Origin of the sequence: Rhodovulum sp. P5, assembly GCF_002079305.1 — a bacterium.
Lineage (GTDB): Bacteria > Pseudomonadota > Alphaproteobacteria > Rhodobacterales > Rhodobacteraceae > Rhodovulum.
The window spans coordinates 3,859,339-3,880,950 of sequence record NZ_CP015039.1 but is presented as its reverse complement, the minus strand read 5'-3'; the positions used below and the strand labels follow the sequence as shown (position 1 = coordinate 3,880,950).

Sequence of the window (21,612 nt, the reverse complement as noted above, 5' to 3'; positions counted from 1 at the left end):
CCCGGTGGGCAGGATCGGCGATTTCATGTCGCGGGGACCTGTCTGCCGGTCTGCCGCCCCTCCTCCCGGTGGGTAAATGGCGTCCGGCCGAAAGGTTCCGGCTGGGGGATGCGCCCTGTGCGGGGGCGCATCCTTGTTGTTACGATCCGGTGCTTACAGCCCCATGATACGGTCGCGCTGCTGGGTGAAGATCGCCTGAGACCGGCTGTTCCACCCGGCGGAGCTTTTCATCGACGCCATGTAGCTGTCGTAGCACGTCTTGTAGAGGTCGTCGTCCATCGGCTCCTCTGCCACTTCCTTGGCGGCAACGCCGAACGCATCCCAGACCGACACCGGGAACTCCAGAACGGTGACGCCACCCGCCCGCAGACGTTGCAGCGCGGCCGAGTTGTTGGCCATGAACTGCGACATGTTCCAGACGTTGCAGGCGCTCGACACCTGCTCCACCGCGACTTGCTGCGCGGGCGTCAGGTCTTCCCAGACATCGAGGTTGAGCGTGAGGTTGAGGTTCGGACCCGGCTCGTGGAAACCGGCGGTGTAGTAGATCTTGGTGATCTCCTGGAAACCGGCCTTCTCGTCGGCCCAGGGGCCGATCCACTCGGTCCCCTCGATCGCGCCGGAGGCCAGCGCCTGGTACACTTCCGAACCGGGCAGGTTCTGGACCGATGCGCCCAGCTTGCCCAGCACCTTGCCACCCTGCCCCGGCATCCGGAACTTCAGGCCCTGGAAATCTTCCGGGCCGGTGATTTCACGAGCGAACCAGCCGCCCGCCTGCGGGCCGGTATTGCCGGCCGGGAAGCATTTCAGACCGAAGATGCTGTAAAGCTCGTCGGCCAGATCGCGGCCGCCGTCGTGATAGAACCAGTTGGCATATTCCTGGAAGGTCATGCCGAACGGGATCTGGCTGAAGAAAGACAGCGCCGGATGCTGGCCGAGGAAGTAGTAGTCGACCGCGTGATACATGTCGGCCTGACCCGACGACACGGCGTCGAAGACTTCGAAGGCACCCACAAGTTCGCCTGCGGCCTTGAGTTCGACGGTCAGTTGGCCGTCGGTCACGGCGGTGATGCCATCGGCGCAGTATTGCGCCGCGTCATGCACACCGGCCAGCCCGCGGCCCCATGTGGTGACCATGGTCAGGGTACGCTTGCCCTGCGCATAGGCGGGCGCGGCCAGCGTGCCCGCAGCGGCCGCCGAGCCGCCCAGCGCAGAATTTTTCAGAAATGAACGACGATCCATGTCGGTAATCCTCCCGGTATCATGCCCGCCTCGTGGACGGGCGGATCGTTTGAGTGTCGGCAATCTAGCGAGAGGCCACCCACAGATAAATAGCGAGATCCCCGGAAATCCGAAAAATCCGTAAGGTGAACTTACCGATTACGCCCGAAAATCGGGCGTTTCGCCAATGAGTTGAGGCATTCCCCCCGTTTCGCACCGAATCGCGGCGCCCGGCCGGGGGACTGCCGGGCACCGCGCCGACAGGCCAGCCATGTGACCTGCCGGGGCGTTCGGCGATTACGGCAATTTCGCGACCGATGCGAGGCCCCGGCCATTGCGGTGGATGCAGACCCGCCTTGCAGGAGGTCTTTCAGACTCGTGCGCCGACGCTGGGTCCATACGCAAGTTTCGCAAAGGATGCTTTGCCGCAGGATCCGTTTCGCATCGCGATTCCCGGTTGACCGGACAGGGACCTCCCCCTAATCTGCCGCGCACGCACGCTGAGGGAGCCCGAAACGGATGCGGTCGGTACTTGTAGTAACGGATGACAGGCGCATGGGCCGGTAACGGCGGACCCAAGGTTCCTTCCATGCGCCCCCGCTTCACCGGGGGCTTTTTTGTGCGCAAAGGGCGGAATGCACGGAGAGACAGATGACACAGATGACCGGCGCGAAAATGGTGGTTCAGGCCCTGAAGGATCAGGGTGTGGACGTGATCTTCGGCTATCCGGGCGGCGCCGTGCTTCCGATCTATGACGAGATCTTCCAGCAAAACGACATCCGCCACATCCTCGTCCGCCACGAACAGGGCGCGGTCCATGCGGCCGAGGGCTATGCCCGGTCGACCGGCAAGCCGGGTGTCGTTCTGGTGACCTCCGGGCCCGGGGCGACGAACGCGGTTACCGGCATCACCGATGCGCTGATGGATTCCATCCCGCTCGTCGTGCTGACGGGCCAGGTTCCGACCTTCATGGTCGGCAATGACGCGTTCCAGGAGGCTGACACCATCGGCATCACGCGGCCCTGCACCAAGCACAACTGGCTGGTGAAGGACACCGACAAGCTGGCCGCGACGATCCATCAGGCCTTCCATGTCGCGACGTCGGGCCGCCCCGGTCCGGTGTTGGTCGATATCCCAAAGGATGTGCAGTTCGCCGAAGGGACCTATGCCGACCCGCGCGCGGCCGGCACCGGGCATTACGCGCCCAAGGTCAAGGGCGACAAGGAGATGATCACCCGTCTGGTCGAGGCGATGGAAACCGCGGAACGACCGGTCTTCTACACCGGCGGCGGCGTCATCAATTCCGGCGATGCGGCAACCCATCTGCTGCGCGAACTGGTGGATGCCACCGGCTTTCCGATCACCTCCACCCTGATGGGTCTGGGCGCCTATCCGGCGTCGGGTGACAAGTGGCTGGGCATGCTGGGGATGCACGGGCTGTATGAGGCGAACCTGGCCATGCATGGCTGCGACCTGATGATCGCGGTCGGTGCCCGCTTCGACGACCGGATCACCGGCCGCACCGCCGATTTCAGCCCCGACAGCCTGAAGGCGCATATCGATATCGACCCGTCCTCGATCAACAAGACGATCCGGGTCGAGATGCCCATCGTCGGCGATGTCGCCCATGTGCTGGAAGACGCGCTGCGGATCTGGAAATCCCGGGGCCGCAAGGTCAACAAGGAGGGTCTGGCCAAGTGGTGGGCCCAGATCGGGGAATGGCGCAAGGTCGAATGCCTGCGCTACACCAACTCCGACAAGATCATCAAACCGCAGCATGCGCTGGAACGGCTTGAGGCGCTGACCAAGCACCGCAAAGACCGCTATATCTGCACCGAGGTCGGGCAGCACCAGATGTGGGCGGCGCAGTTCCTGGGCTTCGAGGCGCCGAACCTGTGGATGACCTCCGGCGGGCTGGGCACGATGGGCTACGGCTTCCCGGCCTCCATCGGCGTGCAGATTGCCCACCCCGAGGCGCTGGTGATCAACGTGGCCGGCGAAGGCTCATGGCTGATGAACATGCAGGAGATGGGCACCGCGACCCAGTATCGCCTGCCGGTCAAGCAGTTCATCCTGAACAACGAACGGCTGGGCATGGTGCGCCAGTGGCAAACCCTGCTGCACGGCGGGCGCTATTCGCATTCGTGGTCCGAGGCGCTGCCCGATTTCGTCAAGCTGGCAGAGTCGTTCGGCTGGAAGGGCATCAAATGCGAAGACCCGGCCGATCTCGATGACGCAATCCAGGAGATGCTGGACTATGACGGCCCGGTTCTCTTCGACTGTCTGGTCGAGAAGCACGAGAACTGCTTCCCGATGATCCCGTCGGGCCGCGCCCACAACGACATGTTGCTAGGAGAGGCGGAAACCGAGGGCGCCATCGGATCGAAAGGCGCGGTGCTGGTCTAGCCGAAGCACGGGGGGCGGTTTGCCCCCCGGTCGCCGCAAGCGGGAAGTTCCCGAAGGTATTTGAACCGAGAAGAAGAGACATGGCAGCACTGAAAATCCAGAAAGGCACCTCGCAGCATTCGGCCTATGATCTGCGCGACCCCAATGCCGAGATCGAGGAGCGCCATACGCTGGCGGTTATCGTGGACAACGAACCGGGCGTTCTGGCGCGCGTGATCGGGCTGTTCTCGGGGCGCGGCTATAACATCGACAGCCTGACGGTGGCCGAGGTGGACCATACCGGCCACACCAGCCGGATCACCATCGTCACCACCGGCACGCCCGGCGTCATCGAGCAGATCAAGGCGCAACTGGGCCGGATCGTCCCGGTGCACGAGGTGCACGACCTGACCGTCGACGGCCCGTCGGTGGAACGGGAACTGGCCCTGTTCAAGGTGGCCGGCGAAGGCGACAAGCGGGTCGAGGCGCTGAGGCTCGCCGACATCTTCCGCGCCAATGTGGTGGATTCCACGCTGGAAAGCTTCGTCTTCGAAATCACCGGCACACCCCAGAAAATCGACGCCTTCGGCGAACTGATGCGCCCATTGGGTCTGCGCGAGATGGCCAGAACCGGGGTTGCAGCCCTGGCCCGCGGGGTGGCGTAACAGCTGCGGGACGTGCCCCGGGGGCATTTGCCGGGCACGACCGCCGCCGCTGGACGTATCAAGGCCCCCGAACCGCGTTCGGGGGCCTTTTTGCCGGGTGATCCCGGCGCCCGAGATGCGCCTTAGCCCTCGGCGGGGATCATGCCGGCATCCATCGCCGCGGCCAGTTCGTCCGAGGACACGGTGCCGTTGCCGTCGCTGTCCATCTGGGCGAACAGATCTTCCGTCGTGGCCGGATAGACGGCGCGCATTTCCTCGAAGCTGACCGCCCCGTCGCCATCGGCGTCGAGCGTTTCGACGGCCAGCGCCATGCCGGTGCCAAGGCCGAGGATCGCGGCGGAAAGAATGATGCGTTTCATGGGTCTTCTCCTGTCATAGGTTTTCATTGCCTGACCGCGTCTTGCTGCGGTCGACAGTGACATAACCCCTTGCAGACCAAGGATGATCCCCCAGCGCCCGGCGGGCCGAATTTGCGCGGTGGCCCGCCGGATCGGGGCCTTTGGCAGGGCAAGAGATTGCCGGGTTCCACCCCCCTGCCGCGCATCGGCAAGAAGCCTCCTGCGGCGGGGCACGGTTTGCGCAAGGCCCCGCCGAATGGGCCGCTATGGGCGCCGCTTTGGGAACAGCGCCGGGTGCCGTCGCAGATTCGTAAAAGTCGACGTTTTACCCTTCCTTTCAGTTTTCCGCGCAAACCGGCGTTGCACCTTCGGAGCCACGGCCCTGCGATGAAGTCGGAACTGAAACGGAATATCGTCCTTGCCCTTGGACTGGCCGCACTCATCGGCGGGGGTCTGGCGGCACTGGAGTATCACCGGTCGTGGCGGGACGCGGCATCGACCCTGCGCACCGACAGCTATGCGGTGACCGATCACGTGGAACTGCTGATCCGGAACCTCCGGCTGGAGGCGGAAACGGTCGCAGACGGTCTGGACCCCGAAGCGCTGGCCACCAGCGGTCGCCCCATACTGGAGAAGGTCTGGCGCGAGAACTCCGGCCTCAAGGGGGTGCTTGTCGTCGATGCGACCGGCCGGGTCGTTGACGAGGCTCACACCGGCGGCAGCACCAAAGGGCTGGACATGTCGGCGCGGGCCTATTTCCGGGCACACCGCGACGGGGTCGTGCGGGGCGCCTTTCTCAGCGCGCCGATCCGCAGCCGGGTCGACGGGTCGTGGGTTCTGCCCCTCAGCGTCCCGATCAAGAAGCAAGACGGCGCCTTTGCCGGTGTCGTCGTCGTCGGGGCGGAACCCGGCTATTTTTCCCATCTCAGCCATACTCTGACGGCCATCGACAGCCGGTTCTTCCTGCGGGTTCGATCGAACGGCGCGGTGTTACCCCTTGCCGATACGCCGGACATGCCGGACCTGTCCGACACGATCGCCGCGCATTTCGAGGCGGCTGCAGCCGACAACGTCACACGGCATGTGGACAAGACCGATTGGCAGTTGCCGAACGCCATCGCCGCCATCCGGCCCAGCCCGTCCGACCGGTTCGACGTGGTCGTCGTGCGAACCCATACAGCGCTGGAACAGGCCGCGCGTTCGGCCGCCGCCCGGCTTGGCGCCCCGGCCTTCGCCCTGTCGACCGCCATTTTTATGACCCTTGTCGGCCTGTGGTGGTGGTCGTTGAAGGCACGGCTTGCGAATGTGCAGATGACGAAGATGGCAGAGAACACGCCCGGTGCCATCTTCGAATGGATCATGCAGCCCGATCATACCGTCAGCTTTGCCTTCTTCAGCGCAAGCCTGCCGGATCTTCTGGGCGTCACGCAGGAAGCGCTGGAGGCGAACGGCACCGCGGTCTTCACCCATATCCCGCAGGAGGACATTCAGGCGACGAAGGTGGCGATCGTGAAGGCCGCCGAGGGGATGACGCATTTCGAATTCCGCCACCGGGTCAACCACCCCGAACGGGGGCTGCGCTGGGTTCTGGTGTCGGCCAACCCCACCCCGCGAAAGGACGGCTCGATTTCCTGGTACGGCAACACCGTCGACATCACCGACCAGATGGAGGCCGAGAAACGCGCCGCAGCAGCAGCCGAGGAACTGCGCGCGGCCCACGGGCGCCTGACCTCGGTTGCCGAAATCGCGCCGGTGGGCCTTTACGAGTATCTGTGGCACGGCCCGGGACAGATCGAATTCACCTATACCAGCGCGCATTTCGAAACCCTGATGGGATACACGCGCGAGGAAATTCTCGACCTGCAGGCGGGCATCTTCGAACGCATCCACCCCGACGACCTGCAAGGCTATGTGGAAGGCATCGCCGAAAGTTCGATCACCATGACACCCCGCCACAAGCGGGTCCGGATCATTCATCCGACCCGGGGCTTGCGCTGGCTGTCGGCCGCGGCCACGCCGCGAAAACGGCAGGACGGCACCGTGATCTGGACCGGTGCGCTTTCCGATGTCACCGCCGATGTCGAACGCGAGGAAGAATTGCGCAAGGCCCATCGGCTGGCCGAGGAGATGCGCGCCGAGAACGAACACCGGGCGCTGCATGACGGGCTGACCGGCCTTCCGAACCGGCGCTACTATGACCGGATGCTTGCCGCGCATCTGGCCCGGGCGCGCCAGGGGGAACAAAGCGACTGCACGCTGATCCGGCTGGATCTCGACCACTTCAAATATGTCAACGACACGCTGGGCCATGCGGCGGGCGATGCGGTGCTGGAGCGCGTGGCCGAGGTACTGCGCGCAGAGCTGCGTGCCAGCGACTTCGCGGCCCGGATCGGCGGCGACGAGTTTTCCATCCTGCTGGCACCCGGGACGTCCGAGGCCACCGCAAACGCGCTTGTCGCCCGCATCCGCGAGGGACTGGCCGAACCGCTGATGCATGAGGGGCGGCAGTGCCGCTTCGGCGCAAGTTTCGGGATCGTGCAGACCGACGATCTGGCCACGATGGACGACGACATCCAGATCTTTGCCGATGCCGCCCTTTACCGGGCAAAGGATGGCGGCCGGAACCGGGTGGAGGTCTTCACCACCGAGATTCATCGGGAAATCCAGCACGACCGCCGCTTTGCCTTCGAGATTCACGAAGGACTGGACGCCGGCCAGTTCGTGCCCTTCTTCCAGCCCCAGGTTTCCGCCGAGGATGGCAGCCTTGTCGGGATCGAGACGCTGTTGCGCTGGCAGCACCCCGCCGACGGGCTGCTGGCCCCCGACCGCTTCATGCATGTGGCCGAGCAACTGCGCCTTGTGCCCGAGATCGACCGCGTGATGATGGAAAAATCCCGCGACGCGCTGATCCGCTGGCAGGCCGAGGGGCTGACCGTGCCGAAAATCAGTTTCAACGTGTCTTCGGGGCGCATGCACGACCCCGATGTCGTGGCACTGGCCCGCGAAATGGCAATGGGCGAGACCCGCGTGGCGTTCGAGTTGCTGGAATCGATCCTTGTCGAGGAGGAAAGCGATGCGTTCCGTTTCCATCTCGACCGGTTGCGCGATGCGGGCGTGGAGATCGAGATCGACGATTTCGGCTCCGGCCATGCCTCTATCGTCAGCTTGATGGAAATCGCCCCGTCCGCACTGAAGATCGACAAGCGGATCGTGCTGCCCGTGGCAGACGACATGCGCGCACGCAACCTCGTCCGGGCCATCGTTGAAATCGCCGAGACGCTTGGGATCAACACCGTGGCCGAGGGCGTGGAGACCGAGGACCAGGCGGCCATCCTGCGCGGCATCGGCTGCAATGTTCTGCAAGGCTATCTGTTCGCCCGTCCGCTGAGCGAGGACAACCTGCTGCAATTCGCGCTCGGGGCCCGGCAAGAACGGGCATAGGCGCCCTGCGGCAAGATTGTTTGTTGCCGCGGTCGTCCTTCTTGCGCTGGATCAAGGCCCGCTTGGGCCAGCCGCGCGAGCGTGATCTCAACCTTGCACGGGGGCATGTGGCCGGCGCCTGCCCCCGCAGGAACGGGGTCACGGATGACACAGGTTGCCTACGGGATCTGGGACGACATCGTCTATCGCGGCGGATCGGGCGATACGGACGCCCCCGCCTATGGCCTGACGAATTTCGACGACTTCGATGACGGCAACGCGATCCGCGCCTTTATCGGCGACCGCGGCTTTTTCGTGCTGGACGATACGGTCAGCCTTGTCGATGCGCTCTACCACTACATGACGAAGGCGGCGGAACAGTCCTGCGGCGTCTGCACCCCCTGCCGGATGGGCACGGTTCTGGTGCGCGATGCGCTGGACCGGATGCGCCGGGGTCTGGACCCTGCCCTTGGCCTTGACGAGATCGCGATGCTGGGCGCGCAGATGCGGGACACCTCGCTTTGCGGGCTTGGGCAAACCTGCGCGGTGGCGCTGACCGGCGCCGTGCGGCATTTCCGGGACAGGCTGGAGGCCGAAACCCGCGAAGGCCGTCCGATCAAGGCCCAGCACGGCATGGCCTATGTCACCGCACCCTGTATCGAGGCGTGCCCATCGAAGATCAACGTGCCGCGCTATATCGATTACGTGCGCGACGGCAAGCCGGAGAACTCCCTTGGCGTGCTCTTGCAGAAATACCCGATGGCGGCGACCTGCGGCCGGGTCTGCGTGCGCTATTGCGAACAGGCCTGCCGCCGCAAGTTCGTGGACGAGGCGGTCGGCATCAAGACCCTGAAACGCTATGTCGCCGATCAGCAAAGCGGCCCGCATGCGCTGAAATTCACCCGCGACATGATCCGCAAACCGCTGGAGCCGGGCATGCGGGTGGCCGTGGTGGGCGCCGGGCCCGCGGGCATTTCCTGCGCCTATCACCTCTTGCTGCGGGGCTATCATGTCGATGTCTTCGAAAAATCGACACAGGCCGGCGGCATGGCGCAGATCGGGATCCCGTCCTACCGGTTGCCCAAGGACACGCTGGCGATGGAAACCGACATCATCGTCGATCTGGGCGGGCGGTTCCTGTTCGGCCAGCAGCTTGGGCGCGATTTCTCGGTCGATGATCTGTTTGCGCAGGGCTACAAGGCCGTTTTCCTCGGGCTGGGCTGTCAGGCTGGGTCGCGGCTTGGCACGGAAGGCGAGGACGTAGCGCGGGACGGGTATTTCAGCGGCATCGATTTCCTGCTGAAGGTGCACGACCATGTCGATGGCACAGCGCCGCTTTCCCTGTCGGGCGAGGTTCTGGTGGTCGGCGGCGGCAATGTCGCGATGGATTGCGTGCGCTCTGCCATCCGGCTGGGCGCCGACAGGGTGCATGTGATCTATCGCCGGACGCTGCAGGACATGCCCGCCGACCCCCATGAGATCGAGGATGCCACCGAAGAGGGCGTGGTGTTCCACACCCTGTGCAACCCCACCCGCATCCTGACAGAGGATGGCCGGGTGACCGGGGTGGAACTGACCCGGATGGAACAGACCGAACCGGGCGAAAGCGGTCGGCGCAAGGTGCGCCCGATCCCCGGCAGCGACTTCACCATGCCCTGCGACAGCATCATCGCCGCCATCGGCCAGCAGGTGGAGGACGGCACGCTGATCGAGGGGGACGGGATCGAGATGGACCGCTGGCGCTGCGTCGCTGCCGACGATACGCTGGCGACCTCGCGCCCCGGGGTCTTTGCGGGCGGCGATTGCGTGACCGGCCCCTCGACGCTGATCTATGCGATGTCGGCGGGGCTGAAGGCCGCGCGCAATATCGACGACTGGATTCAGCGCGGATCGGTCCGCTTCTTCAAGCGCGGGCGGATGCGCCGACTGATCGCCGATAACCGGTTTCTGGCAAATGACGTGGTCGAAACCCCGGTTCGCAATGCCTATCGCGTCCACAACCCCGAACTCGACCCCGAATTGCGCAAGCGCATGTTCCGGGAGGTCGAGCAAACGATCAGCGCGAAAGAGGCCTATGCCGAGGCCCAGCGCTGCATGCGCTGCTACCGCGTCTATTCCGTCGTGACGCAACATCCGATCCCGGAGGGCGCAAGCTGATGTGCACCACCGACCATCCCCCCCGCGACCCGTCAGAGGCGACCGTTTCGCTGACCATCAACGGCGCGCCCTGCACCGCGTTTCCGAACGAGACGATCCTGGCCTGCGCGCGGCGGCATGACATCTATGTCCCCACGCTGTGCGAACTGGACGACATCGACCACACCCCCGGCACCTGCCGCGTCTGCGTGGTGGAGATCGTGCAAGAGGGGCATGAAGCACCACAGATCGTGACCGCCTGCAACACGCCGGTGCGCGAGGGGATGGCGGTTGCGACACGCAGCAAACGTGCCCGCGACATGCAGCGGTTGCAGGTCGAGTTGTTGATGGCCGACCACCTGCAGGACTGCGCCACCTGCATCCGCCACGGCAATTGCGAGTTGCAGGATCTGGCGCAATTCGTCGGGCTGAAGGAAAACCGCTTCTTCGACCGCACCCGGACCGAGGCAAGGCCCATCGACCAGTCCTCCCCCGCGATAGTGCGCGACATGACGCGCTGCGTGCGCTGTCAGCGCTGCGTTGCGATCTGCCGCCACCACCAGAAGGTCGACGCGCTGGTGCTGGAAGGCACCGGGCTGAACCGCGTGGTGGCACTGAGGGATGCGGAGGATTACCCCTCCTCGCTCTGCGTCTCTTGCGGGCAATGCGTGCTGGTCTGCCCCACCGGTGCGCTGGGGGAACGGGACGAGACCGACCGCGCGCTTGACATGATCTGCGACCCCGACCTGATCACGGTGATGCAGTTCGCCCCCGCCGTGCGCGTCGCCTTTGGCGAGGAATTCGGCATGGCACCGGGCACCAATGTCGAGGGGCAGATCATCGCCGCGGCCCGCAAGATCGGCATCGACGTGGTGCTGGACACCAACTTCGCCGCCGACGTGGTAATCATGGAGGAAGGCACCGAACTGCTGGCCCGCCTGAAGGACGGGCGGCGGCCGACCTTTACCTCCTGCTGCCCGGCCTGGATCAATTTCGCCGAGATCCATTTCCCCGAGGTGCTGCCGCATCTGTCCTCCACCAAATCGCCGCAACAGGTGCTGTCGACCATCGCCAAGACCTACCTGCCCGAAAAGCTGGGGGTGTCGGCAGAGAATGTCCGCGTGATCTCCATCATGCCCTGCGTGGCCAAGAAGGATGAGGCCGTGCGCCCGCAAATGATCCAAGACGGGCAGCCGGAAACCGATGTGGTTCTGACCACCCGCGAATTCGCGCGCCTTCTGCGGCGCGAGGGGATCGACCTGAAGGATATGGAGCCCTCGGCCTTCGACGATCCGTATATGAGCGAATATTCCGGTGCCGGCGCCATCTTCGGCACGACCGGCGGCGTGATGGAGGCCGCGGTGCGCACCATCTATGCCGTGGTCAACGGGCGGGAGTTGGAGCGTCTAGAACTGACCCAGTTGCGCGGCTTCGAAGGCGTGCGCGAGGCCCGCGTCGATCTGGGCGGCCCGGTGGGGGAGGTGAAGGTGGCGATGGTCCACGGGCTGGGCGATACCCGCGCGCTGGTCGAAAAGGTTCTGGCGGGCGAGGCCGACTATGATTTCATCGAGGTTATGGCCTGCCCCGGCGGCTGCGTCGATGGCGGCGGGTCGCTGCGGTCGAAAAAGGCCTATCTGCCGTTGGCCATGAAACGGCGAGAGACGATCTATAAGGTCGACCGGGTGGCCAAGGTGCGACAGTCCCACAAGAACACGCAGGTGCAGGCGCTTTATCGCGATTTCCTTGACGCGCCGAATTCGGAAAAGGCACATCACCTGCTGCACACCCATTACGAGGCCCGGCGGCGCGATCTGCAGCATACGGTCAAGGAGATCTGGGACGACATCACCATGAGCACGATGGTCTACTGAACCCAGCCCACCCCGACGCAAAGGAGGCCCGCGCATGACCCGGACAGGCGCCGCGATGCCCACCCGCCGCGATGTCATGGGCGGGCTTGCCGCATTGGCGGCGGCTGGGCCTGCCGTGGGGGCGGAGCCGCTTACCCTGTGGGGCATCCCGGCGACACCCTCGGCCGTTTTCGCGCGGGCCGTGGCGTCGGACAGCTTTCAGACCGACGCCCCGGGCGCGCGGTTCGATGTGTGGAAAAGCACCGACCAGATGCGGGCGGGCATCGCCTCGGGCAGGTTCCGTCTGTTCGCGACCTCCACCTATGCCGCGGCGGGGTTCTTCAACCGCGGCGCGGGGGTGCGGATGGTCAATGTCGTAACATGGGGCGTGCTCTACGTCATGGCGCGCGACGATAGCATCCGGCGGATCGACGACTTGGCCGGGAAGAAGGTTCTTCTGTCCAACCGGCACGAGGCGCCGGATCTGCTGTTCCGCCTCGCACTTGGCTGGGCGGGGCTTGAGGCCGGGCGCGACGTCACGCTGGACTATGTCGGCTCGCCCGGAGAGGCGGTGCCGCTGTTCCTGTCGGGCCGGGGCGATGTGGCTGTGATGCACGAACCGGCCGCCACCGCCGCGCTGATCCGGGCCGAAAGGGCGGGCTTGCCCCTGTTCCGCGCCATCGACATCACCGAGGTCTATGGCCACCACACCGGGCGCGGGCCGCGAATTCCGCAGGTGGGGCTGGCCGCAAGTTCAGACCTGCTCGACACCGCGCCCGAGATCGTCGCGGCCGCGCACCACGCCTGCGTGGACGCCGGCGCCTGGGTGCTGGCCCATCCGGATGTGGCCGGCGCGGCCACCGCCCCCCTGCTTGGCCTACCTGCCCCGGTCATCGCCCGCTCCCTGCCCTTCGTTCATCTCGACGTGGTCTCGGCGCGGGAGGCACAGGAGGATATCGCAGCCTATCTGAACAACCTCATGGCGCTCGCGCCCGGCATTGTCGGGGGCAGATTGCCGGAGGACGGTTTCTACTGGGGGTAAGCCGAGATGGCAGAGAAGAAACCCCGGATATCCCGGCTGTGGGGCGGGGTCGGCATCGCACTGCTTCTGATCCTTTGGGAATGGGGTCACCGGGCCTATGGGGCGCTGGTGCTGCCGGGTCTGGCAGAGACCGCCGCGACGCTGTGGCGGCTGATCGTGGACGGCGTTGTCGCCCCGGCCCTCATGGAAACCGCCGGGCATGCCTCTCTTGGCTGGGCTGCGGGCGTGACCATCGGCGGCACCGCCGGAACGCTGGCTGGCCTGAGGGAAGAAGTCCAGCGCGCACTGCAACCGGTTGCCGTCATCCTGCTTGGCATTCCGGCGATTGCGTGGGTGGTGATGGCGCTGTTGTGGTTCGGCGGCTCCTGGGCGGTGGTCTTCACCGTCGCGGTCGCCACGGGGCCGCTGGTGTTCGCGGCGGCGGTCGAGGGGGTGCAAAGCCTTGATGGCGGGCTGATCCGCATGGCGCAGGTGTTTCGCGTGCCGCTCGCCGCACGGCTGATCCAAATGCATGGGCCCCATATGGCAAGCCACCTGTTCCCTGCGCTGGCCACCACGCTGGCGATGTCGTGGAAAGTCTCGGTCATGGCCGAACTGCTTGCCGGCGCGGGCGGCATCGGCGACGGGCTGGCCATGGCGCGGGCGCATGTGGATACGGCGGCGACGATTGCCTGGGTTCTTGTCATCGTGGCGGTGATGATCGGGCTGGACCTTGCCCTTCTGCAACCTTTGCAGCGGCGGCTTTGGGTCTGGCGCGATGATGGGCGAAGCGGCCGGTCATGACCGGGGCGATGGTGCAATTCGAAGGTGTCGACTTTGCCTATGACGGCACGCCGGTGCTGTCCGGGATCGACCTTGAGATTCCCGAAGGACGGATCACCGCAGTCATGGGGCCGTCGGGATGCGGGAAGACCACGCTTCTTGCCCTCGCCGCCGGACTGTTGCGTCCCGACAAGGGCCGGGTGGAAAGCCACAGCACCCGCCTTGGGGTCGTGTTTCAGGACCCTGCGCTTTTGCCGTGGCGAACGGCGCTGGGCAATGTCAGCTTCGCCCTGGTTGCGCTTGGCCTGTCCCGCCGCGAACGTCTGAGGCGCGCGCGGCGAATGCTGCGATCCGTTGGCCTTTCCCCCGAAGATTGGGACAAGTATCCCCGGCAATTGTCCGGCGGGATGCGGCAGCGGGTGGCGCTGGCCCGCGCGCTGGCGGTGGAGCCCGATCTGCTGCTGTGCGACGAACCGTTCAGGGCGCTGGATACCCCGGTACGGAAGGAACTATGGCAGATCCTGCGTGGCATCCGTCAGCATGCGGGCCTGACGACGGTGATCGTCACCCATGATGTCGATGAGGCGATGCGGCTTGCCGATGTCCTTGTCATCCTGTCGGCAAAGGGAATCACGCAAATCGGCCCGCCCGCGGACATCCGGGCACGGCCCGCCAACGCCTTTGTCCGCGCCTTCATCGGCGGCTGATCCGTATCGGGACCGGCGGCGATGGGGAACGCGCGGCGACGGCCTGCGGCTGGATCCGCCCTACCCCGCGTTGGCAAGGGCCTCTGCCCGTCCACGCTGTTCAACGGCCCATTCGATGAAGTCGGACAGATCCAGCGGGCGCGCGAAGGCGAACCCCTGCAGGTGATCGGCGCCGACCTCGGCGATGGCCTGCGCCTCTGACATGGTTTCGACGCCTTCCACAACGGTTTCGGCCCGCACGTTCCGGGCCATGTCCACCAGCCCCCTCATCAGGTCGCGGCGGCCGGGGTCCTTGTCCACATCTGCCACAAACATCCGGTCGATCTTCAGCCGGTCGGGCTTGACCGCCAGAACCGAGGCGAAACTGGCATGGCCGGTGCCGAAATCGTCCACCTCGATGCGGATGCCCATGGCGCGCAGGGCATCGATCCGGGTCTCGAACTCATCGCTCAGGCTGTCGAGGAAGGCGGTTTCAAGGATCTCGAAGGCCAGCCCCTCGGACGGCAGATCGGGACGGGTGCGCAATTCCTCGATCAGGTCGAGCGAGGCCAGCCGGAACGCAGAGACATTGACCGCGATTTCCGGGGCGGCGCCCAGCGCCTCGGCGATGCGCAGGCGGGCCTCCAGTGCAAGGTCCAGCACCCGGCGGTCGACATCGGCCAGCAGGTTCAGTTCCTCGGCAATCGGGATGAACACATCCGGGGAGAGCGTACCGCGATGGGGATGCCGCCAGCGGGCCAGGACCTCGATCCCCGAGAGCGCGCGGGTGCGGGCGTCGACCTGCGGCTGCAACTGGATCGCGATCTCTCCGCGGTCGATGGCCCCCTTGAAATCGTTGATCAGCGCCAGATGCTGGTCATGCGCCGCACCGATGGTGGCCGAATAGGCAATCGCCTGGTTGCGGCCGTTGCGCTTGGCCTCGCACAATGCCAGATCGGCGCGCTTGTAGGCCGCGGCCAGCGCCTCGCCCGGCTCCAGCCGCGCAAAACCGATGGACGCACCCACCCGCAATTCGCCGGACGCGTAGCGGGTCGGCTCCAGCAACTCGTCCAGCAGCATGTCGCAGAAGAACTGCGCCGCCCCTTCGTCGCCCCCGAAATCGAGCAGCATGGCGAATTCGTCCCCGCCGACGCGGAAAGCGAAACCCTTGCCGCCCCTAGTCCGTTCGCGCAGGCGCCGGGCGCAGGCTGTCAGGACCATGTCACCCGCTTCGTGGCCGTGGGTGTCGTTCACGTCCTTGAACCGGTCGAGGTCGAGCGCCACCAGCAGCAGGGAGGCGTCGTCCTCGGCATTGCCGGCGGGGGCTTTCATGATCTCGTCAAGCAGCATCCGGTTGCCCAGCCCGGTCAGGGAGTCATGCCGCGCCGCCCAGGCCGCTTCTTCCTGCGCCTTGCGCATGGCCTCGAACGATTCCTCGACCACAAGGCGCATCTCCCGCTCTTTGCGCATCGCGGACATCCGCCGGGCGATTTCATCCTCGACCCGGTCGAGCACCTGATTGTAGCGGGAGGCCAGCGCCCCGGCCTCGGTCGAACGCTCCACGCGGGCCCGCTTGGTGAAGTCTGCGCTGCGGCTATGCTTCTTCATCTCCTGCAGCAGATCGAGGAAGGCATTGTGCCGCCGGTTTTCGGTCAGGTTCAGCCCCTCGACTTCGCCCCGCCGCGTCGCCCGAAGCAGGTTCAGCGCGTTCAAGAGCAGCGCCGCGGGCAGCACGGTGGCGATCACGAAGGCCCCGACCGCCGCCACGCCCAAGGCCTGCACGCCCAGTTGTGCAAGACGGCCGCCAGCGGGCAACACGTCCACCGGGGCCAAAAGCGCGACCAGCAGCGTGCCGGCGATCCCGGCCCCCAGATGCACGGGCACGGCCCCCACCACGTCATCGATCCGGCCCACCTGCAACAGCGCATCGGTTGCGATCATTGCAATCGCACCGGCCATGCCGACGGCGATGGCCTGAAACGGCCCGTAATAGTCCACCCCGGCGGTGCCGGCGACCAGCCCGGCCAGCACACCGTTCAGGACAAGATCGATCCTGACGAAGCCGTACATCATGCGGGAAACGACCACCGCGGCGATCCCGCCCGAGGCCGCCGTCAGCATGGTGTGGATCACGATCCGCGGCACCGAAACGCTGAAGGCCAGCGCGCTGCCCCCGTTGAACGCGCCCCAGCCGATCCACAGAAGGATGGTGCCAAGGGCAGCCAGCGCGATGGAGTTCTCTTCGAAATGCCGGTTCTTGCCGCCGAACCGCCCCAGCCGCGGGCCAAGAACGATCACCGCACACAGCGCCGCCCAACCGCCCAGCGAATGTACGACCGTTGCCCCGGCGAAGTCGTGAAACCCCAGCGCCTGAAGCCACCCACCGGACCCGCCCAGATTGGCCCCCCAGATCCAGTGGCCCACAACGGGATAGACGAAGCCGCCAAGGATGATCGACAGCAGGATATAGCCCTCATACCGTTCGCGCTCTGCCACGGCGCCGGACACGATGGTCGCCGCCGTGGCAGCAAAGGCCATCTGGAACAGCAGGAAGCCCGCATTCTCCATCTGTTCGGGAAAGCGCATATCGGGGAAGAACGGACCGGTGCCGAACAGCCCGCCGACGCTGGGGCCATACATCAGGCCAAAGCCGACGGCCCAGAACAGCAGGCTGACGAAACAGACGTCGCTGAGGTTTTTCAGGGCGACGTTTGCGGCGTTCTTTTCGCGCACGGTTCCGGCCTCAAGGCACAGGAACCCGGCCTGCATGTCCAGCACGATCAGGGCGCACAGGACAACCCAGAAGGCGTCGATCATCGACATGGGATCATCCCTTCGTTCGATCTTTGCCGCCTCTTGCGGGAAAAGGTTGAACGAAGTCCTGCAACGGGCGCAGGAAATGCGGCGCATTCGAGGGACAAGGAAGACCGGCGGGACAGCCACACCCCCGGAACCGGCCGGGTTTCAGTCGGCGGTGTCTGGCTGGGAAGGCCCGTGCCTCAGCCCGCGCGCGTGCCGTCCGCCGCGAAGTGCATCTCGTCCGCGGCGTCCCAGATCAGGCCAAGCGTCGTACCCTCGGGGTGTTCGGGCGGAATGCCGTTCAGGCGCACGGTGACCAGCCTGCCATCTTCCAGCCGGACATGGACAAGGGTTTCCGCGCCCAAGGGTTCGGAATATAGCACGGTGCCCGCGATCCGGCCGCTGGCAGCATCGGTCAGGCGGATATTCTCGGGCCGGATGCCGACCTGATGCGCGCCAGTCGCCCGGGCCAGACGGGCATTCAGAAAATTGGTCGGGGGCGATCCGATGAAACCGGCCACAAAGGTCGTCCGGGGATGGGCATAGACATCAAGCGGCGCACCGATCTGATCGGCCTGTCCGGCATTCATCACGATCATCCGGTCGGCCAGCGTCATCGCCTCCACCTGATCATGGGTGACGTAAAGCGCGGTCACGCCAAGCTCCCGCTGAAGCTGCTTGATCTCAAGGCGCATCTGCACGCGCAGCTTCGCATCGAGGTTCGAAAGCGGTTCGTCGAACAGGAACACCGCCGGTTTGCGCACGATGGCGCGGCCCATGGCGACCCGCTGGCGCTGGCCGCCCGACAACTCACGCGGCTTGCGGGACAGGTAGGGTTCCAGCTGCAAAAGCTCCGCAGCATTGTGTACGCGCGCGCGGATCTCTTCTTTCGGGGTCTTCGCGATCTTCAGCCCGTAGGCCATGTTATCGAAGACCGACATATGCGGGTAAAGCGCGTAGTTCTGGAACACCATCGCGATGTCGCGGTCCATCGGTTCCTTCTCGTTCACCCGCGCGCCGCCGATCTGCACCTCGCCCGAGGTCACGGTCTCCAGCCCCGCCACCATCCGCAGAAGCGTCGACTTTCCGCAGCCCGACGGCCCGACGATCACGATGAACTCGCCATCGGCGACGTCCATGTCCACACCGTGGATCACCTCGGTCTTGCCGAAGCTCTTTTTCAGGTTCTTCAGCGTGACGGTCGCCATCTATTTCTCGCTTTCCACAAGCCCGCGGATGAACAGCCGCTGCATCCCCACCACCACGATCACCGGGGGCAGCATCGCCAGGATCGAGGTCGCCATTATCACCGGCCAGTCGGCGATGTCGTCACCACTGGGGAACATCTGCTTGATGCCCATGACGATGGTGTTCATCGACGGGTCCGTCGTGATCAGAAGCGGCCAGAGATACTGGTTCCAGCCGTAGATGAAGAGGATGACGAACAGGGCCGCCATGTTCGTCCGGCTCATCGGCAACAGGATATCCCAGAAAAACCGCATCGGGCGGGCACCGTCGACCCGCGCGGCCTCGGCCAACTCGTCCGGCACCGTCATGAAGAACTGCCGGAACAGGAAGGTGGCGGTGGCCGATGCGATCAGCGGCAGGATCAGACCGGAATAGCTGTTGAGCATGCCGAAGCCCGCCACGACCTCATAGGTGGGCACGATCCGCACCTCAACCGGCAGCATCAGGGTCAGGAAGATCAGCCAGAAAAACACCCGCCGCAACGGGAAGCGGAAATAGACGATGGCAAAGGCCGACAGGATCGAGATGGCGATCTTTCCCACCGCGATACCGATGGCCATGATCGCGGAGTTCATCAGCATCACCGCCACCGGCGCGTTGATGCCAGAGACCAGCGCCTTGCCGTAGTTCTCGACAAACTTGTCGCCCGGCAAGAGCGGCATCGGCGGATGCACGATCTGCTGTTGATCGACGGTCGACGCGACAAAGGCCAGCCAGATCGGGAAGAAGATGAACAGGATGCCGGCGATCAGCCCGGCATGGGTCAGCCACAGGCCGATGCCGCGATGTTCGACCATGCCGGGGGGCGGGGGTTTGCGGCTCAATAGTGCACCCTCCGCTCGATATACTTGAACTGGATGATCGTCAGGATCGACACCACCACCAGCAGGATCACCGACTGCGCCGCGGACGAGCCCAGATCCTGCCCCACGAACCCGTCTGCATAGACCTTGTAGACAAGGATCGTGGTGGCCTGCTGCGGCCCGCCGCTGGTGATCGTATGGATCACGCCGAAGGTTTCGAAGAACGCGTAGACGATGTTGACCACCAGCAGGAAAAAGGTGGTGGGCGACAAGAGCGGAAAGACGATGGTGCGAAACCGCGTCCAGAACCGCGCGCCGTCGATGGCCGCGGCCTCGATCACGCTGCGGGGGATGGCTTGCAGCCCGGCCAGGAAGAACAGGAAGTTATAGCTGATCCGCCCCCAGGAGGACGCGACGACGACCAGCCCCATCGCCTGCCCCTCGTTCAAGACGTGGTTCCAGTCATAGCCCAGAAGGCCCAGATACCACGTCACCACGCCCACGCGCGTGTTGAACATGAACATCCACAGCACACCGGCCACGGCCGGTGCCACCGCATAGGGCCAGATCAGAAGCGTCCGGTAGGTGCCCGCCCCCTTGATCAGCCGGTCGGCCAGCACGGCAAGATACAGCGCCACGCCCATAGAGACGACCGTCACGAGGGTAGAGAAAAACGCCGTGGTCAGGAACGACGCCCGGTAATACCGGTCCGACAGAAGGAATTCGAAGTTCTCAAGCCCGACGAACTGTTTCGACAGACCGAACGGATCGGGGATGAACAGCGACTGCCAGATCGCCTGCCCCGCCGGATAGAAGAAGAAGACGGCCGTGATCAGCAACTGGGGCATCACCAGCAGCATCGGCAGCCAGAGGCCCTTGAAGAGGACGCGCTTTTCCATGCGGGGGAACGCGCCCCGGCGAACCGGGGCGCGATGCCTGTCTTAGCCGTTCGCCTTCTCGAAGCGGCGCAGCAACTGGTTGCCCCGCTCCACCGCGCTGTCGAGCGCCTCTTGCGCGGACTTGTCGCCGGCCCAGACGGCCTCAAGCTCTTCGTCGATGATGCCGCGGATCTGGTCGAAATAGCCCAAGCGCAGCCCCTTGGAGTTCGCGGTCGGCGCCTTGGCGGTCATCTGCTTGACCGCGATGTCGGTGCCCGGGTTGGCGTCGTAGAAGCCCTGTTCCCGGGTCAGATCGCCCGCCGCCGTGGTGATCGGCAGATATCCGGTGTCCTGATGCCACTTGGCCTGGATTTCCGGCGAGGAGAGGAAGTTCAGGAACGCCGCGACGCCCTTGTAGTCGTCCGCCGGCTGGCCGGCCATGACCCAGAGCGAGGCCCCCCCGATGATGGTGTTCTGCGGCGCGCCTTCGACACCGTCCCAATAGGGCAGCGGCCGGACCTCGAACTCGAACTGGGCTTCGGACTTGATACCCGCATAACCGGCAGAGCTTTCGGTGAAGAGCGCACATTCCCCGGCGCGGAAATTCGCGCCGCCCTCGTTCCGGCGGCCCGCATAGATGAACTTGCCGTCCTTGGCCCAGTCGCCCATCGTCTGGATGTGCTTGACCTGCACCGGCCCGTTCAAGCTCAGTTCGGTGTCGAGCCCGGCAAACCCGTTCTCCTTCGTGGCGAAGGGCACGTTGTGATAGGCGGACAGGTTTTCCAGATGCACCCAGCTTTGCCATGCGGTGGTCAGCGGGCAGGCATTGCCGGCCGCTTTCAACTCGTCCAGCACGGTGCCCACCGCCTGCCATGTCGACAGGTCGACATCGGCGTCGATCCCTGCGGCCGTCAGCGCGTCGCGGTTCACCCACAAGACGGGCGTGGAGGAGTTGAAGGGCATCGACAGCATCTTGCCGTCGGTGGTGGTGTAATAGCCCTTGACCGAGCCGATGAAAGCATCGGGGTCGAACGGCGTGCCGGTGTCTTCCATCAACTGGTACACGGGGTAGACCGCGCCTTCGGCCGCCATCATCGTGGCGGTGCCGACCTCGAACACCATCAGGATGTCGGGCTGTTCGCCGGCCCGGAACGCGGCGATGCCGGCGTTCAGCGTTTCGGAGTAATTCCCCTTATGGGTTGCGGTGACGTGGTAATCGGATTGGCTGTTATTGAAGGTCTCGACCTGCTCTGCCACCAACTCGCCCAGCCGCCCGGAAAAGGCGTGCCAGAACTCGATTTCGGTTTGCGCCAGCGCCGGTGTCGAAGAAAGGACGCCGAGGCCCAGAAGTGCCGGGAAGGTACCCGCTTTCATGTCCATTG

15 protein-coding genes are annotated in these 21,612 nt (G+C 65.1%); 8 read left to right on the top strand and 7 right to left on the bottom strand.

Going from position 1 to position 21,612, the window contains the following annotated elements; genetic code table 11:
- Positions 1 to 153 precede the first annotated feature (153 nt).
- Positions 154 to 1,239, bottom strand: a complete 1,086-nt coding sequence (locus RGUI_RS18435; protein ID WP_081535560.1) for a TRAP transporter substrate-binding protein — start codon at positions 1,237 to 1,239, stop codon at positions 154 to 156.
- Positions 1,240 to 1,869: 630 nt separating this feature from the next.
- Here RGUI_RS18435 and RGUI_RS18430 point away from each other — a divergent pair.
- Together RGUI_RS18430 and ilvN are read left to right on the top strand one after the other, a co-directional pair.
- Positions 1,870 to 3,624 (top strand): acetolactate synthase 3 large subunit, encoded by a 1,755-nt coding sequence (locus RGUI_RS18430; RefSeq protein WP_081535558.1) that lies wholly within the window; start codon positions 1,870 to 1,872, stop codon positions 3,622 to 3,624.
- Positions 3,625 to 3,704: 80 nt separating this feature from the next.
- Complete coding sequence (gene ilvN, locus RGUI_RS18425) at positions 3,705 to 4,268, top strand: acetolactate synthase small subunit (protein WP_081535556.1); 564 nt, start codon at positions 3,705 to 3,707, stop codon at positions 4,266 to 4,268.
- A 122-nt stretch (positions 4,269 to 4,390) separates the two neighbouring features.
- Here the strand turns inward: ilvN and RGUI_RS18420 are convergent, their stop codons facing one another.
- Positions 4,391 to 4,627 (bottom strand): EF-hand domain-containing protein, encoded by a 237-nt coding sequence (locus RGUI_RS18420; RefSeq protein WP_172841195.1) that lies wholly within the window; start codon positions 4,625 to 4,627, stop codon positions 4,391 to 4,393.
- A gap of 366 nt (positions 4,628 to 4,993) precedes the next feature.
- On the opposite strand from RGUI_RS18420, the gene RGUI_RS18415 reads away from it, so the two are divergent.
- From RGUI_RS18415 to RGUI_RS18390, 6 genes are all read left to right on the top strand, one after another.
- On the top strand, positions 4,994 to 8,047 hold the full coding sequence (locus tag RGUI_RS18415) for an EAL domain-containing protein (protein ID WP_081535552.1): 3,054 nt from the start codon (positions 4,994 to 4,996) through the stop codon (positions 8,045 to 8,047).
- 144 nt (positions 8,048 to 8,191) lie between these two features.
- Complete coding sequence (locus tag RGUI_RS18410) at positions 8,192 to 10,183, top strand: FAD-dependent oxidoreductase (protein ID WP_081535550.1); 1,992 nt, start codon at positions 8,192 to 8,194, stop codon at positions 10,181 to 10,183.
- Complete coding sequence (locus RGUI_RS18405; RefSeq protein ID WP_081535548.1) at positions 10,183 to 12,033, top strand: [FeFe] hydrogenase, group A; 1,851 nt, start codon at positions 10,183 to 10,185, stop codon at positions 12,031 to 12,033. Before RGUI_RS18410 ends, RGUI_RS18405 begins: the two co-directional genes overlap by 1 nt.
- Before the next feature lie 34 nt (positions 12,034 to 12,067).
- On the top strand, positions 12,068 to 13,054 hold the full coding sequence (locus tag RGUI_RS18400; RefSeq protein ID WP_081535546.1) for an ABC transporter substrate-binding protein: 987 nt from the start codon (positions 12,068 to 12,070) through the stop codon (positions 13,052 to 13,054).
- A 6-nt stretch (positions 13,055 to 13,060) separates the two neighbouring features.
- Positions 13,061 to 13,837, top strand: coding sequence for an ABC transporter permease (locus RGUI_RS18395; protein WP_081535544.1), 777 nt, complete (start codon positions 13,061 to 13,063; stop codon positions 13,835 to 13,837).
- The gene (locus RGUI_RS18390) at positions 13,834 to 14,523 is read left to right on the top strand and encodes an ABC transporter ATP-binding protein (RefSeq protein ID WP_081535542.1); all 690 of its coding nucleotides are present in this window, start codon (positions 13,834 to 13,836) and stop codon (positions 14,521 to 14,523) included. The genes RGUI_RS18395 and RGUI_RS18390 overlap by 4 nt, the downstream gene beginning before the upstream one ends.
- A 60-nt stretch (positions 14,524 to 14,583) precedes the next feature.
- Here RGUI_RS18390 and amt read toward each other — a convergent pair whose 3' ends face one another.
- From amt to ugpB, 5 genes are all read right to left on the bottom strand, one after another.
- Positions 14,584 to 17,325 (bottom strand): ammonium transporter, encoded by a 2,742-nt coding sequence (gene amt / locus RGUI_RS18385; protein WP_081535540.1) that lies wholly within the window; start codon positions 17,323 to 17,325, stop codon positions 14,584 to 14,586.
- A 176-nt stretch (positions 17,326 to 17,501) separates the two neighbouring features.
- Positions 17,502 to 18,509 (bottom strand): sn-glycerol-3-phosphate ABC transporter ATP-binding protein UgpC, encoded by a 1,008-nt coding sequence (gene ugpC / locus RGUI_RS18380; RefSeq protein WP_081535538.1) that lies wholly within the window; start codon positions 18,507 to 18,509, stop codon positions 17,502 to 17,504.
- Positions 18,510 to 19,346 carry a sn-glycerol-3-phosphate ABC transporter permease UgpE gene (gene ugpE, locus RGUI_RS18375; RefSeq protein WP_081535536.1) on the bottom strand — a complete coding sequence of 279 codons (837 nt, stop codon included), beginning with the start codon at positions 19,344 to 19,346 and terminating at the stop codon, positions 18,510 to 18,512.
- A 23-nt stretch (positions 19,347 to 19,369) separates the two neighbouring features.
- Positions 19,370 to 20,251, bottom strand: a complete 882-nt coding sequence (gene ugpA / locus RGUI_RS18370) for a sn-glycerol-3-phosphate ABC transporter permease UgpA (protein ID WP_081535534.1) — start codon at positions 20,249 to 20,251, stop codon at positions 19,370 to 19,372.
- A gap of 42 nt (positions 20,252 to 20,293) precedes the next feature.
- Positions 20,294 to 21,604 (bottom strand): sn-glycerol-3-phosphate ABC transporter substrate-binding protein UgpB, encoded by a 1,311-nt coding sequence (gene ugpB, locus RGUI_RS18365; protein ID WP_081536169.1) that lies wholly within the window; start codon positions 21,602 to 21,604, stop codon positions 20,294 to 20,296.
- Positions 21,605 to 21,612 lie beyond the last annotated feature (8 nt).